Origin of the sequence: Bacillus sp. ISO11 (assembly GCF_003458115.1) — a bacterium.
GTDB lineage: Bacteria > Bacillota > Bacilli > Bacillales > Bacillaceae_G > Bacillus_A > Bacillus_A cereus.
In genome coordinates this window covers 141,968-155,925 of sequence record NZ_QXCO01000012.1, presented here as the reverse complement: position 1 = coordinate 155,925, position 13,958 = coordinate 141,968, and the positions used below count along the sequence as shown (strand labels likewise).

The window sequence follows — 13,958 nt, the reverse complement described above, 5'->3', positions numbered from 1 at the left end:
CCGTATTTTGCGTCGCATCTACTAAATCTTCTGCACCAACAAGCGGTAATTCACTAATTGCAGCTAAATGTTTTACAACTGCTTCAATATATTCTGGATCTGCATTTAAGCCTGTACCAACTGCAGTCGCTCCCATGTTCACTTCATATAAGTGTTGACGTGATTGCTGAATGCGTTTCATATCACGTTCAAGTACACGTGAGTATGCTTTAAACTCTTGTCCAAGGCGAATTGGCACAGCGTCTTGTAAATGTGTACGTCCCATTTTAATCACATGATCGAACTGTTCGGCTTTTAATTCAAATACATCATGCATATAACCCATCGTTTGTAATAAGCCTTCTAATGCATTTAACGTTGCGATATGAATCGCCGTTGGGAATGCATCATTTGTTGATTGGGCCATATTTACATGACTATTTGGACTAATATAATGATAGTCTCCCTTTTCCATTCCTAATAATTCAAGAGCACGATTGGCAATGACTTCATTTGCATTCATGTTCATTGAAGTACCCGCTCCGCCTTGGATTGGATCTACGATGAAATGATCATGCCATTTTCCATCAAGAATTTCTTGAGCAGCTTCTGCGATCGCACCGCCCTTGTTTAATTCCAATCTTACTACATCTGTATTCGCAAGCGCTGCAGCTTTTTTTACAACTGCGAACGCTTTAATTAAACCTTCATGGATTTTGTATCCTGTAATTGGGAAGTTTTCAACTGCACGCATTGTTTGTACGCCGTAGTATGCATAGTTTGGTACTTCTTTTTCACCTAAAAAATCTTTTTCAATTCGAACACCATTTTTAACTTCAGTTAATGTTGCCATGATTATTCACTCCTTAACGATTTCTTATGCTGCTTTTGTTTCTTTGACTGTTTCTACATATTGTTTTGCTTTCTCATTATCGAATTCGCCTTCCCACTTCGACATAACAATGGCCGCTAATGCATTTCCTAATACATTGACAGATGAGCGAATCATATCTAAAATGCGGTCAATTCCCGCAATTAATGCGATACCTTCTAGTGGTAACCCCATTGAACCTAACGTTGCTAATACAACAACGAACGATGCACCTGGAACTCCCGCCATACCTTTGGATGTTAACATGAGAACGAATAATAACGTTATTTGCTCCGTTAGTGACATGTGCACACCGTACATTTGTGCAACAAACAATGCCGCTAACGCTTGATAAATAGCCGATCCAGTCAAGTTAAATGTATAACCTGTCGGAATTACGAAAGAGGCAACTGCCTTTGGACAACCGAACTCTTCCATTTTTCTCATTATATTAGGTAAAACAGCTTCTGAACTTGCTGTCGTAAATGAAAGAATCAATTCTTCTTTTAAAATTTTTATTAATGTAAAAATGTTTACTCCAACCATTCGTGCATTAATACCTAATACAATCACAACGAATAGTATAACAGTTACGTATACAGCTAGCACTAGTTTTCCTAGCGGAAGTAGTGTTGCTACACCAAATTTTGCAACCGTAACGGCAATTAATGCGAATACACCAAATGGTGCAAATTTCATAACTTGATTTGTAACCCAAAACATGGCTTCGAGTACGCCTTCAAAAAAGTTAAAGACAGGCTTTCCTTTTTCCCCAATTGCCGCAACTCCTAAGCCGAATAATACTGAGAAGAATATAATCGGTAATAGGTCACCTTGTGCAATCGATTCAAATACGTTTTTCGGTACAATGTGAACAATTGTCTCAGCAAAACCTTTCTTCTCTGTTGCATCTGCAGTTTGTTTATAAGAAGAAATATCACTTTGCTGTAAATTACTCATATCAACACCAGTACCTGGTTGGAATATATTCGCTGCAAGTAATCCCATTAAAATAGCAATCGTCGTAATAATTTCGAAATAAAGAATTGTCTTACCACCCAGTTTCCCAAGCTTCTTCATATCTCCTACACCAGCTACTGCAACAATTAATGCTGAAATAACAATTGGTACTACAATCATCTTAATTAAGTGAATAAATATATCCCCAATTGGTGTGATATAAGAAATCGCCGTTTTATTGCCATAAAAGACTGCCCCTACTACAATCCCTAAAACAAGCGCGACAAAAATTTGTGTTGCCAATCCGAATTTTTTCATTTATGTTCATCCCCTTCATGCGAACGCTTTCAATTTGAATTTATAAAAGCTACTCACACATCTTATAAGCGAACCTACAAAATCATACAAAAACCTACAAGTTCGTCACAAAAAATTCAAATATTTTTCTTCTTTTTTTCATTGACACCATTTTGTTAAAAAACGATAAAATAAACTTGATAAGTAATCAGATTGTTTCGTATAATCAAAAAGATATATACTTAAAACAAATCAAAATGAAAAGGAGTGGATGTTATGAAAAACTATACAAAGCAATTCGTCCTATCTTCTTCTTTTCTTTTTCATTTTCTTAAAAAGGAACAAAGGCATTCGCCTTTGTTCCTTTTTTATTGCGATCTATATAGGGGGAATTGTTATGAGGCCATATAAACGTGTCTTAATTAAATTAAGCGGCGGTGCACTTGCCGATCAAACTGGAAATAGCTTTAACTCCAAACGATTAGAACATATCGCAAACGAAATTTTATCCATTGTTGATTTAGGTATCGAAGTATCCATCGTCATCGGTGGCGGTAACATTTTTAGGGGGCATCTAGCTGAAGAGTGGGGAATTGATCGCGTAGAAGCTGATAATATCGGTACACTAGGTACAATCATTAACAGCTTAATGCTTCGCGGTGTTTTAACAAGTAAAACAAATAGAGAAGTACGCGTTATGACGTCCATTCCATTTAATGCAGTAGCTGAACCATACATTCGCTTACGTGCAGTCCACCATTTAGATAACGGCTATATCGTTATCTTTGGAGGCGGAAACGGGCAACCGTTCGTGACAACAGATTATCCAAGTGTACAAAGAGCCATCGAAATGAATAGTGATGCCATATTAGTCGCAAAACAAGGTGTCGACGGTGTTTTTACAAGTGATCCAAAGCATAACAAATCAGCAAAAATGTACAGCAAACTAAACTATAATGATGTCGTTAGACAAAATATACAAGTCATGGATCAAGCGGCATTACTGCTTGCCCGGGACTACAATTTACCAGCACATGTCTTTAACTTTGATGAGCCTGGAGTGATGAAAAAAATATGTTTAGGTGAACATGTGGGGACGTTGATTAATGATGATGTTACGATGCTGGTGCATGAAAAATAATGATTTCCCACCAAAAAGGGTGCCTTTTGTAGGCACCCTTTCCTAATCCATCATCACAAATAGAACTCAACCAATCCCGCCACTTTCTCCTTACAACGCTCCCAAAAAGATAACTTTTCAAAAAACTCTTTCGTCATTTCTTTCGAATCATGAAAATCCTCTGTTAACGCCTTATTAACTTGTCCTACAATAGGACCACCATAAATATAAAAATTCATTTCATCATTTATATTGAAGCTACGCGAAGTAAAGTTTGTTGTACCAATAACGGTTAATTCATTATCAATAAGCATTAATTTGCCATGGAACATTCCTTTTTTATACCCATATACAGTAATCCCATTATTAACAGCTTGACGTATGTATGGATACGCCGCTTCTTTTATAAGAGGTAGATCTGGTTTATATGACCAAAGTATTTTTACTGTAACACCACGCTTTTGTGCTGCGATTAAAGCATTCATGGACTCTTTATTTTTTGCTATAAAATACGGCGTTGCAATTACAATGGAGTGCTGAGCTTGTTTTATGAGCTCTATATATTTTTCAGCAACGTAATGCCCATTGTAACTAGTCATAGTATGTAATGTATTCCCTTTACTAGCTTTATTCGTACTCCTCTTTATCTCTTCTTTCGTATCTCGTTTCCAATCTAAAGCGAATTGCTGTTCTAAATCTTTTGCTCCTTCTCCTTTAAGCCGTACATGATAATCACGCCAATATCCAAATCGCTTATCTTTCCCTAAGTACTCATCTCCTATATTAAATCCGCCTGTATAGCCAATCTCCCCATCAATCGTCGTAATACGGCGATGATTACGATGGTGAAGTGAATAAAATCCGAATGGCAATGCAGGTTTTCTACTATATGTAAAATGCACACCACTTTCCCGTAATTCATTTATCATCTTTCTTTCAAATGATAAATCATTAATGCGATCAACTGATAAATAGACGTTTACTCCTTCTTTTGCCTTCTCTTTTAATAAGTTTAAAAAAGTATGACTACTTTTATCATCCGACAAAATGAAGAAATAAGTGTAGATGGAGCTTTTCGCTTTTTTAATATCTTCAAATAGCTGCTCATATAATGATTTCCCTTCTACATATAATTGAAAATCACTATAATGAGGCGCATACTCTGTCGGCATGTTTTTTCCAGCTTCCATTTTCCTACCTAAGGTAACATCGATATGCATACAAATTAAAATAAAAACGAAAATAGCAATAATAATAGAAGTAACTCTTAATATTTTTTTTATCATTTTGGTTTCCTTCCAATCATATTCCTTACTATTTCGTAGTGTTTCATTTAAATATGTTTTCATACGAAATGTATTTCTTATTTTTATTGATACTGAACAGTTAAAGGAGATACGAATATGAGAAAAGGAAAAACTCCTATTGTTTTTATCCCAGGTCTTTTCGGTTCAATGAGCAATATTATTATTCCCGGCACTGGTAATTGGAGTTTTGGACTTTCTGCATTTGTTTACGAACCATTCATCATGATGCTAGAAAGTATGGGGTACGAACGAAATAAAGACTTGTTCATCTGTTTTTATGACTGGCGGCAGCGTATTGTTCTTTCTACACAAAAATATTTATTACAAACGATTGCTTATGCTAAAAAGATTACAGGTTGCGATAAACTAAATTTAATTTGTCATAGTATGGGCGGCCTTCTTGGACGTTCTTACGTTCAAAGTGACGAATATAAAAATGATGTGAATCAACTTATAATACTCTGCACACCAAACGCTGGATCTCCACCAAATTATAGTTATTGGACTGGAGGCAGTCTCCCTATCCATGCCTCTTCTAAAATAAATATCGTTCATTTTTATATGGAACAATATATTTGTTACTTAAGCATCTTACATAAAATGAATAAAGTTGAGGCGATACACATTTACTTTCCAGGATTACAAGATGTTATTCCTTGTAAAGATTACGGAAATTATTTATTTATAAAATCCGACTCTTCTATTACATTTCTTCCTTATAGTAAGATGAAAATGAAAAACCCTTTCCTCGATATATTAAATACAAATAGATTTATTATACAAAAAAGAAATATTGAAACGACACTCATTGCCGGAGATGGAGAGGAAACAACTCAATATTTACAAGTCGTCCCTTCACATTCCAAACTGAAATGGACAGACGGCAAAGTCGTCGGTGATTTACTTACAAAACATGGTGACGGTAACGCTGTTCTACATAGCGTTTTTCTTCTAGAGGGAAATAAATATGTTTTGCATGCTTCACATAATGAAGTGCTCTACAAAAGCATTCCTATACTACAAAAGATACTCTAAGTTTCAAACAAAAAAGGTATGGCATTAAGCCACACCTTTTCACATTAAACAAAATTTCTCGCGTCATTATTTCTTCCAAACTTATAAATAGCAATTAAGAAGAATGCAATTGCGAAAGCGAATAAAATTAAAATGTTTAAATACAACTCCGAGAATGGTATTCCCTGCTGTAGTTTTGATATCGTATCTAACAACCAGCGCTGCGGAAGAAAATTAGCTACTTTTTGTACTGCACTTGGCATAATGTCATATGGGAAATAACATCCAGCAAGTAAGCATGTTGGTACAATGATCATATTTTGCATCGCATTTGCCGATGCTGAGTTTTTCGAAAAAGCTACAAGGACTAATGATATTCCAATTGCGATTAATGCAAATAGCATTAGTACGCCCATCATCACTATGAAAGGCATATTGATATTCGTATGAAAAACATTCGTTAGGAATAGGATTGTAATCAAAATTTGTACTGTTAGTATTATCATATTTACTCCGACATTAGATAATATAAACTTCTTCCCATCTATCGGCGTTGATAATAGTCTAAAGTACGTTCTATTCTCTTTTTCTTTTAAAATATGACCTGATAAGTTCGCTGCTGAAAACAGCATAAACATAATAAGGTAACCCATCGTTTGATTTGTCATATCTTTATTTTTCGAAGTATCTTCTAGCGTCTCAGTTTTCATTTTAAATGAACTTTTTTGATACCCTGCGTACATATTGTCGAATGTGCTTTGATCTGTTCCGGCTACTTTACTAATAGCTGCTATATTATCAATATAATTATATAAATATGATTTTATAAATCCTGTTACTTGATCACCTTTAATCGATGAAATTTCAATATGCTCTGGTTTCCCTTCTCGAACACTTTTTGAAAAACCAGAATCTAATGTAATAACTCCATCAAGTTTTTTGGAAGTGAGTTTATCTTCTATTTGAGACTCCTTAACCTTACTCACATTCACATGATTTAATCCTTCTAAAAACTTTATCGTATCATTTGCTATCGGCTCATTTTCTTTATTTACAATCCCGATATTTAACGTTCCTTGCCCTGCATTTCCGTATATCGAGAAGGAAATGAGCGTCCCTATTATCGGCAAGCTAATTATAATGAGTAAACTTTTTTTATTTTTCAAAAGCACAGATAACGTTTTTTGTATGAGCCATAAAATATCCTTCATACTATAGCCCCTCCCGTCTACGTAATGCAATAATTGCAATTAATAAAAAGAGTGCTGAAATTCCAATGTTTAAAGAAATGACTGGTAGTGCTGCCCCTACATCATTTGCATAAATAATTTTCATAACAGCTGTATTTGCCCAAGTTAATGGCGATAAATTCGTAACGAAATTTTCTTCTACTACGAAATATGCACCTCCAAAAATAGAAGCTAATTGCACAACAACCATAATAATTGCCCTGGACGCTTCAGCTGTTTTCGTGATATATCCGATTCCTAAACCGAAGCTAATTGCTAGAAAGACTTGTGTTAATAAAATAAGAAATATGATTCCAAGATGGTCGCCCCAATTCGCTTGAAAAACAAATTTACTAAATAACATGACGAGTAATATGCACAGGGCATTTGCTACTAGGCTACCAAGTACTTTTCCAATGAATATTTCAGCTTTACTTATAGGTGCAGCAATGAGACGATCTCCTGTTTTACGTATTCGTTCTCCTCGAATTAAAGAACTCGCTCCCATCGCAGCATACAGTGCAATCATCGTTGTCATTACAACCGCGTAGTAATCCATAGAACCTGGTTTTTTCGCAGCTTGTAAAGATGTTTCTTTTATATAATCATTATGGTTTCCGTTTGAAATAACTGTGCTCACCTTAGTAGGATCTACTTTTGCAACTTCGACCGCTACATTGTACTTATCAACAAATGTTGTAAGCATTCCTTCCACAATACTCCCCTCAATACTACTTTTGTCACTTCCGTAAAATTTTGCACCATCTTTATTTAACTCTACATAAGCAGCATATTTATTTTTCTTCACTTCTTCTTTCCCATCTATACTGCCGGAAGCTTTTTTAAAATGAATACCTGATTTATCCACTTCTTTCGTAAATGCTGCAAATGATTGAGAAAACGTGCTACTCGCTTCATCTTTATATAGCACTTGTATATCTTTAATCGAATGACTATCACTATTAAATGCGTTGGTTAACGCTGTTCCTAACACAAGCATAAGTACAATCGGAAATGCTAACATAAAAACTAAAGTTCTTATGTCTCTGAAATCTCTTTTAATATGCATAATTGCAATATTGAAGATGTTCAATTGATGAACCTCCCTTTACCTTTTCTTCATTTACCTTTTATTTATCTCGTAAGTTTCTTCCGGTTAACGTAAGAAATACTGTTTCTAAGTTTGGAGCCTGCTCCTCTAACGAACGAATTTCAATGTCATGATTAATGAAATGCTGAATAATTTGATTTAAATTATTTAATCCTGCATCCGAGTTTACCTTGATTACGTTCTCTTCAATTTGAACAGCTTTCACACCGTTTATCTCTTTTAACTTTTCTACATCTAAATTTTCTACTGACTTCACTTCAATCCAAATATCTTTCGTATCTGTAATAATCGCTTTTAACTGTTCTTTCGTACCTTCTGCAATCACTTTACCGTGGTCGACAATTGCGATTTTCGTACAAATCTCTTCTACTTCTTCCATGTAGTGGCTCGTGTAAATAATAGTGCTTCCCATTTCATTTAACTTCCGGACAGACTGAAGAATATAGTTTCTTGACTGCGGATCAATTCCAACTGTCGGTTCATCCATAATAATTAACTTCGGTCTATGTGCAATTGCACAAGCAATATTCAATCTTCGTTTCATCCCGCCAGAAAAGTTTTTCGGATAACTTTTATGTTTATCGCTAAGCCCCACAAATTGCAGTGCTTCCTCCACTCTCGCTTTTAGCTCAACTCCTCTTAATCCGTACAACCCAGCAAAGAATTTCACATTTTCATAGGCAGTTAACTCTTCATAAATCGCAATATCTTGCGGAACGATACCGATATTCATCTTCGCAAATCGGTTATGTTTCTTTATATTTTTTCCTAGTATGCTAATTTCGCCTTCATTACTTCTTAACAAACCAGCAATCATATTAATCGTTGTACTCTTACCAGCACCATTCGATCCTAAAAAGCCAAATATTTCTCCTTCTTTAATAGATAAAGACATATTATCAACTGCGATGAAATCACCAAATTTTTTCGTTAAATTTTTAATTTCTAATGTATTCATCATTTCACCCCTATTTCGGTTTCTCTGCTTTTAGTATAAACAAAAAGAATGAACCTGCTCAGTGCAGAAGTTCATTCTTTTCACATGAGATTATTCACTTTTTTCATATGAGATGATTCATCCTCATATCGGCAACAACATTGTTACTGCAAAACCACTTGTTCCATCTACAATAATTTTTCCGTTTACTGACGCTGTTCGCTCCTCCATCCCCATAATCCCGAGACCTTTCTTAACGAGAACCGCACCTTTTCCGTTATCCTTCACTTGTACTTTCACCATCTTGTTAAGTACATGAATATCAATTGAGATGACTGTCGCATCAGCATACTTCATCGCGTTCGTTAATGCCTCCATAACATTTTCACCAATAATTTTCCACTGTATCGGAGAAATCATATCTAAGTTCCCTTTATAAACGAAAGGAATATTCACATCATTCTTACCGGCAAATTCCTCTATGAATAATTTCATACGATGAATACCAATTTGCTCAGTTGGTGGCTTCATATTTTTCAATGTAATGCGAATACTTTCAATTCCATCTTTTGAAATGTGAATTGCATTTTGTAATAACTCCGCAGATTTTTCTTTATCTATTTCCATTAACCTCTTTGCTGCCTCCATTTGAATAAGTGCACCCGTCATCGAGTGACCAATTTTATCATGAATTTCTTGCGATAACCGATTTCTCTCTTCTAGCTTAAATGTGTATTCAGATTGTCTTATGTACTCTTTATTTTCATGTAAGCTTTTCGTAAGTCGTTGCATATCTTTTCGCATCTTATCATTTTGCGATTCAAGCTTTACTACACGCGATATATATCGATCTGCAATAGTTAAAACGAGAAAAGAAAATGCAACAATTAATCCATAAGTCATTCGAATACTTTCATCTGCAATCGTAATTGGGAGCATCATAACGACAAAGCGTGGCCAATTCTTTTCTATGTAATAGAATGTAATTTCGTATAAGTTCAAAGATAAAAACAAAATAAAAAATGGATGAACCCTCCATGTAAATAACATAACTACGCCAATGGATATACAGATTAATATTTTTTTATACGTATCTTTTTTAAATATAGAAATCATTACGTTTACAGAAAGGTAAATAAGTAAAGTAAATATAACCCACGGTAAATTTGCTACATTTGCGTAAATATAACTGAACACAATATATAAAAAGACAATTAATTTACTTACAGTTAACCAAAATTCCATATCATTAATCTACTTTCCCTGTTAAGTAATAAATCGCAATTTGTGTGCGATGTTCAAGTCCAGTTTTCCCTAAAACTGACGTAATATAATTTGCAATTGTTCCCTCAGATATAAAAAGCTGTTTCGAAATTTCTTTATTTGAGAAACCTTTTGCAATTAATGCGATAATACTAAGCTCCCTTTCTGTGAAAAGGCTCTTATCAATTTTACATTCTTCCTCTTTACTTTCCATTAAATTAGACTTAATTTTATCGAGGACAACATCTTGCATAACAGTTTGACCGTTATATACTCCTTTTATCGCATCACGAATACGCTCCGGATCGTTATTTTTTAATAAATAACCTTTCGCTCCGTTTTTTACTGCATCCAAAATATATTCATCATCATCAAACGTCGTTAAAATAAGCGGTTTTGTTTTCGTCTCTTCACAAATGAACTTCGTCGCCTCTACACCGTTCATATTTGGCATACGAACATCTAAAAGAGCAATATCAACTTCATGCTTTTTACAATACGCTACAGCTTCTTCCCCATCATTTACAGTATCTACTACTTCAAACTCTTCGTATGTATTTAAAATAATTTTCATGCCTTCTCTAATAAAAGAGTTATCATCTGCTATTAATATTTTAATTTTCATGTTTGTTAGTATGGACCTTTCCCTACTAACATTCACATCCTTTCTCCGTGTAACATTTCCTACTTGCTCATTATATACTTCTCTTTACCATTTTTTCACACCTTTTTTCATCTAGCTCTCCCGCAAAAAATATATTATTCTTTTTTTACAAAATGTGTAGGGTGACTTATCATTCTTTACGTCTATATAATAGAATGCGTCAAAAAGGAGGGAGAGACCGATTGAGGAAAAACAATTAATTGAAAAAGCACAGCAAGGAAGTGAGCATGCTTTTCGTATCCTTGTACAAACATATCGTCATTATATTTTTCAAGTTATCTTTTCTATTTTAAGACATGAAGAAGATTCGAAAGATGTTACACAAGAAGTATTCGTAAAAATTCACACCTCTCTCCCAAATTATCAATTTCGCGGATTAAAAACGTGGATGGCACGTATTGCCACCAATCACGCTATTGATTATAAGAGAAAGAAAGCTAGAGAAAGTGAAGAACTCTCCTTATGTAAAGAAGCTGAGGAAAATATACAGTCCTCTCATAATATTGAGGCTTTATTATTGACGAAAGAGCAAAAATTACTCATTGCTCAAAAACTGCGAGAACTTCCCGAAAATTACCGTGACGTTGTTCTCGCACATTACTTAGAAGAAAAGAGCTATCAAGAAATTGCTTTACAGGAAAACATCGAAGTAAAAACAGTCGAAATGAAACTGTATCGAGCACGAAAATGGATTAAAAAACATTGGAAGGAGGAAGAGTTTCTATGATGCATTATTCAAAAGAAGATTGGCGCAATTATACATTAGATTTTATAGAAAGTAATGAACGTGAATCTATGGAAGAACACCTTTATGAATGTGATCATTGTTTAGCACTTTATATGGAAAGTATTGATGAACAACATGAAAACCTTCCAATGATAAATGATGATTCATTTACGAACGAAGTTATGACGCAAATTAATTTTGAAACACTACAGTCTAATGAAAATATAAAAACAACCTCACTAAAGCGCACGATCATTCATTACATAATTGCGACTGCGGCTACAATTATTTTTATGGTAAGTGGTTTATTTCAGTATATTTTTACAGCGACATCAAATTTAGAGAAATCTTCAAAACATAACGAGTCTTCTATTTCACAACAAATTGTAAACAAATCGGTAGACACATCGAAAAAGGACGGAGGTTCAAAGCATGAATAAAAATCCCTTTTTAGCACTTGTATTAGGGCTAATTCCTGGGCTTGGACATTTATACTTAAAAAAGCTAGGACGGTTTATTTTATATAGCGGGGGATCACTATTTCTATTCTCCTTTGCAGTATTTTGTACCATAGTAGTAAGAGAACGTGATATTGCTTTTCTTTCTCTATTTTTACTAGCTGTTCTATGGGTAATTAACTTACTAGATTTAGTTATCACCATTATAAACCAAACGAAAAAGCAAGAAGCTGGAGAAGTGATAAATTCCTCTAAAGAGAGCGAACGATTTTATATCATTCTCTTATCCATCATCCCTGGACTTGGCCATTTCCAATTAGGACTTATGCAACGCGGACTTACATTTTTAGTAGCTTGCACAGGAATCGGAAGTATGATCATTTTCGTTGCACTTTTAACATCGCAAGAAAGTTTTCTTATCTTCCTTATTACGTTACCTGTTTTATGGATTTATAATTTCTTTGACGTTGTTCAGCAACTACAGAAAAAAGAACGTGGCGAGCAATTAATTGACCGTACTATTTTCGAAGATTTTGAAGAACATCGAGAGCAGGGAAAGAAAAGTAAAACATTTGCTTCTATTTTAGCGATGTTCCCTGGAGCAGGTCATATGTATTTAGGCTTACAACGCCGTGGTCTTCAGCTTATGGCAGCCTTCTTACTATCTATTTATTTACTCGACTTATTAAGACTTTCTGCGTTTTTATTTTTAGTACCAATCATTTGGTTCTATAGCTTTTTTGATGCGTTACAGCAAACAGCAAAATACGGAAAAGAACGAGTTCAAGACGAACCCATTATCGATTATTTTATAAATCATCAAAGATGGATCGGTATCGGATTAATTACACTCGGTGGTTATTATTTATTAAATCAAACAGTCCTTCCTATTTTGAATGATTATTTTGTAACTATATTTAATATTCATCTTAGTGAACTATATTATCGCTATTTCCAAACATCTATCGTTGCGCTCCTTTTAATTGGCGGCGGCTTTAAATTGTTACTTGGAAATAAAGAAAACAAAGGTGGGACAAGCGAATGAGGACTTGGCGTGTTGGAACATTCTCAATGGGGCTTTCTATTATATCGTTAGGATGCTTTTTACTATTTTCAGTCGTAAAAGGAATTCAAGTATTAGATACACTAACTGCATGGTGGCCAGTTTTACTCATCATACTTGGAGCCGAAGTTTTACTATACCTTCTATTTTCTAAGAAGGAACAATCATTTATTAAATATGATATTTTTAGTATTTTCTTTATCGGCGTTTTAGGAAGCGTCGGAATTGCTTTTTACTGTTTATTATCAACTGGATTACTAGAAGAAGTTCGTCACTCTATTAACACAACGAGGCAAACGAGTAATATTCCAGACGGACAATTTGATATACCTGAATCTATCAAAAAAATCGTAGTAGATGCAGGACATCAGCCTCTAACGATAGAGGGAAATAATACAAATCAAATTCATCTTTTGGGAACTTATGAAATGACAACGAAAGCAAATGAAAAACTCAATTTAAAACGAGATGATTTCCTTTCAGTTCAAACGGCTGGAGAAACGATGTATATCACTTTAAAATCTTTACCTGTTCAGCATACATTATTTAATTCAGCACCACAGGTGAAACCAACGCTTGTTCTTCCGCAAAATAAAAATGTGGAAATCCGTGCTTCAAATAACGAACTATCTCTTTATCCAGGTCAATTACAAAATAATTGGTTTGTACAGGAAAGCTCAAGAGTGTCTGTCCATCTTGCAAAAGAAAGTGATGTATCTTTAACAGCAGTAACGAATCAAAAAGAAACCCATGGAAGTACACCTTGGGAACAAGTAGAAGATTTAACGAAAAACGAAAATACTTCTTCAGAAGAACATCCAGAATTAAACAACCAAGAACATTGGTATAAAAATTCGATTAAAACTGGAAATGGGACATACAAGTTAAATATTGAGAAAGCTTATAATTTGAATATGAGTGTTCTCGAAAAATAAAAAACCTTCCGCAATTGCGGAAG

General features: G+C 34.4%; 14 protein-coding genes. 6 read left to right on the top strand and 8 right to left on the bottom strand.

Annotated features, from left to right (window positions below):
* Together D1166_RS15410 and D1166_RS15405 are read right to left on the bottom strand one after the other, a co-directional pair.
* A partial coding sequence (locus D1166_RS15410) for a lyase family protein (protein ID WP_255422505.1) occupies positions 1 to 832 on the bottom strand: 832 nt, incomplete at its 3' end.
* 24 nt (positions 833 to 856) lie between these two features.
* The gene (locus tag D1166_RS15405; protein ID WP_000713291.1) at positions 857 to 2,128 is read right to left on the bottom strand and encodes a cation:dicarboxylate symporter family transporter; all 1,272 of its coding nucleotides are present in this window, start codon (positions 2,126 to 2,128) and stop codon (positions 857 to 859) included.
* A 376-nt stretch (positions 2,129 to 2,504) separates the two neighbouring features.
* Here D1166_RS15405 and pyrH point away from each other — a divergent pair, with 376 nt between their 5' ends.
* Positions 2,505 to 3,248, top strand: a complete 744-nt coding sequence (gene pyrH / locus D1166_RS15400) for a UMP kinase (RefSeq protein WP_001248059.1) — start codon at positions 2,505 to 2,507, stop codon at positions 3,246 to 3,248.
* 53 nt (positions 3,249 to 3,301) lie between these two features.
* On the opposite strand, the gene cls is transcribed toward pyrH, so the two are convergent.
* Positions 3,302 to 4,513, bottom strand: coding sequence for a cardiolipin synthase (gene cls / locus D1166_RS15395; RefSeq protein ID WP_097861589.1), 1,212 nt, complete (start codon positions 4,511 to 4,513; stop codon positions 3,302 to 3,304).
* 117 nt (positions 4,514 to 4,630) lie between these two features.
* Between cls and D1166_RS15390 the strand changes: the two genes are divergently transcribed.
* A complete protein-coding gene (locus tag D1166_RS15390; protein WP_097861588.1) occupies positions 4,631 to 5,569 on the top strand; it encodes an esterase/lipase family protein in 939 nt (312 codons plus the stop codon).
* A gap of 44 nt (positions 5,570 to 5,613) precedes the next feature.
* On the opposite strand, the gene D1166_RS15385 is transcribed toward D1166_RS15390, so the two are convergent.
* From D1166_RS15385 to D1166_RS15365, 5 genes are all read right to left on the bottom strand, one after another.
* Positions 5,614 to 6,759: an ABC transporter permease gene (locus D1166_RS15385; RefSeq protein WP_058839107.1), complete on the bottom strand. Its 1,146-nt coding sequence runs from the start codon at positions 6,757 to 6,759 to the stop codon at positions 5,614 to 5,616.
* A gap of 1 nt (position 6,760) precedes the next feature.
* Complete coding sequence (locus D1166_RS15380; RefSeq protein WP_097861587.1) at positions 6,761 to 7,870, bottom strand: ABC transporter permease; 1,110 nt, start codon at positions 7,868 to 7,870, stop codon at positions 6,761 to 6,763.
* 37 nt (positions 7,871 to 7,907) lie between these two features.
* The gene (locus D1166_RS15375; RefSeq protein ID WP_001093830.1) at positions 7,908 to 8,846 is read right to left on the bottom strand and encodes an ABC transporter ATP-binding protein; all 939 of its coding nucleotides are present in this window, start codon (positions 8,844 to 8,846) and stop codon (positions 7,908 to 7,910) included.
* A gap of 123 nt (positions 8,847 to 8,969) precedes the next feature.
* Entirely contained in the window at positions 8,970 to 10,070 is a 1,101-nt protein-coding gene (locus D1166_RS15370; RefSeq protein ID WP_097861586.1) for a sensor histidine kinase, read from the bottom strand.
* 4 nt (positions 10,071 to 10,074) lie between these two features.
* Positions 10,075 to 10,713, bottom strand: a complete 639-nt coding sequence (locus tag D1166_RS15365) for a response regulator transcription factor (RefSeq protein ID WP_000694093.1) — start codon at positions 10,711 to 10,713, stop codon at positions 10,075 to 10,077.
* Between the two features lie 220 nt (positions 10,714 to 10,933).
* Here D1166_RS15365 and D1166_RS15355 point away from each other — a divergent pair, with 220 nt between their 5' ends.
* From D1166_RS15355 to exsE, 4 genes are read left to right on the top strand one after another with little or no spacing between them, the layout of a single operon-like run.
* Positions 10,934 to 11,479: an RNA polymerase sigma factor gene (locus D1166_RS15355; protein ID WP_306302920.1), complete on the top strand. Its 546-nt coding sequence runs from the start codon at positions 10,934 to 10,936 to the stop codon at positions 11,477 to 11,479.
* Positions 11,476 to 11,919, top strand: a complete 444-nt coding sequence (locus tag D1166_RS15350; RefSeq protein WP_000972351.1) for a hypothetical protein — start codon at positions 11,476 to 11,478, stop codon at positions 11,917 to 11,919. Before D1166_RS15355 ends, D1166_RS15350 begins: the two co-directional genes overlap by 4 nt.
* Positions 11,912 to 12,982 carry a hypothetical protein gene (locus D1166_RS15345; RefSeq protein ID WP_001039124.1) on the top strand — a complete coding sequence of 357 codons (1,071 nt, stop codon included), beginning with the start codon at positions 11,912 to 11,914 and terminating at the stop codon, positions 12,980 to 12,982. Before D1166_RS15350 ends, D1166_RS15345 begins: the two co-directional genes overlap by 8 nt.
* On the top strand, positions 12,979 to 13,935 hold the full coding sequence (exsE, locus tag D1166_RS15340) for an exosporium protein ExsE (RefSeq protein WP_001261427.1): 957 nt from the start codon (positions 12,979 to 12,981) through the stop codon (positions 13,933 to 13,935). Before D1166_RS15345 ends, exsE begins: the two co-directional genes overlap by 4 nt.
* Positions 13,936 to 13,958: the final 23 nt, after the last annotated feature.

Coding starts and splice junctions, on each gene's coding strand:
- D1166_RS15405 (WP_000713291.1), bottom strand. CDS start 2,128: ATGAAAAAATTCGGATTGGCAACACAAATTTTTGTCGCGCTTGTTTTA.
- pyrH (WP_001248059.1), top strand. CDS start 2,505: ATGAGGCCATATAAACGTGTCTTAATTAAATTAAGCGGCGGTGCACTT.
- cls (WP_097861589.1), bottom strand. CDS start 4,513: ATGATAAAAAAAATATTAAGAGTTACTTCTATTATTATTGCTATTTTC.
- D1166_RS15390 (WP_097861588.1), top strand. CDS start 4,631: ATGAGAAAAGGAAAAACTCCTATTGTTTTTATCCCAGGTCTTTTCGGT.
- D1166_RS15385 (WP_058839107.1), bottom strand. CDS start 6,759: ATGAAGGATATTTTATGGCTCATACAAAAAACGTTATCTGTGCTTTTG.
- D1166_RS15375 (WP_001093830.1), bottom strand. CDS start 8,846: ATGAATACATTAGAAATTAAAAATTTAACGAAAAAATTTGGTGATTTC.
- D1166_RS15370 (WP_097861586.1), bottom strand. CDS start 10,070: ATGGAATTTTGGTTAACTGTAAGTAAATTAATTGTCTTTTTATATATT.
- D1166_RS15365 (WP_000694093.1), bottom strand. CDS start 10,713: ATGAAAATTAAAATATTAATAGCAGATGATAACTCTTTTATTAGAGAA.
- D1166_RS15350 (WP_000972351.1), top strand. CDS start 11,476: ATGATGCATTATTCAAAAGAAGATTGGCGCAATTATACATTAGATTTT.
- D1166_RS15345 (WP_001039124.1), top strand. CDS start 11,912: ATGAATAAAAATCCCTTTTTAGCACTTGTATTAGGGCTAATTCCTGGG.
- exsE (WP_001261427.1), top strand. CDS start 12,979: ATGAGGACTTGGCGTGTTGGAACATTCTCAATGGGGCTTTCTATTATA.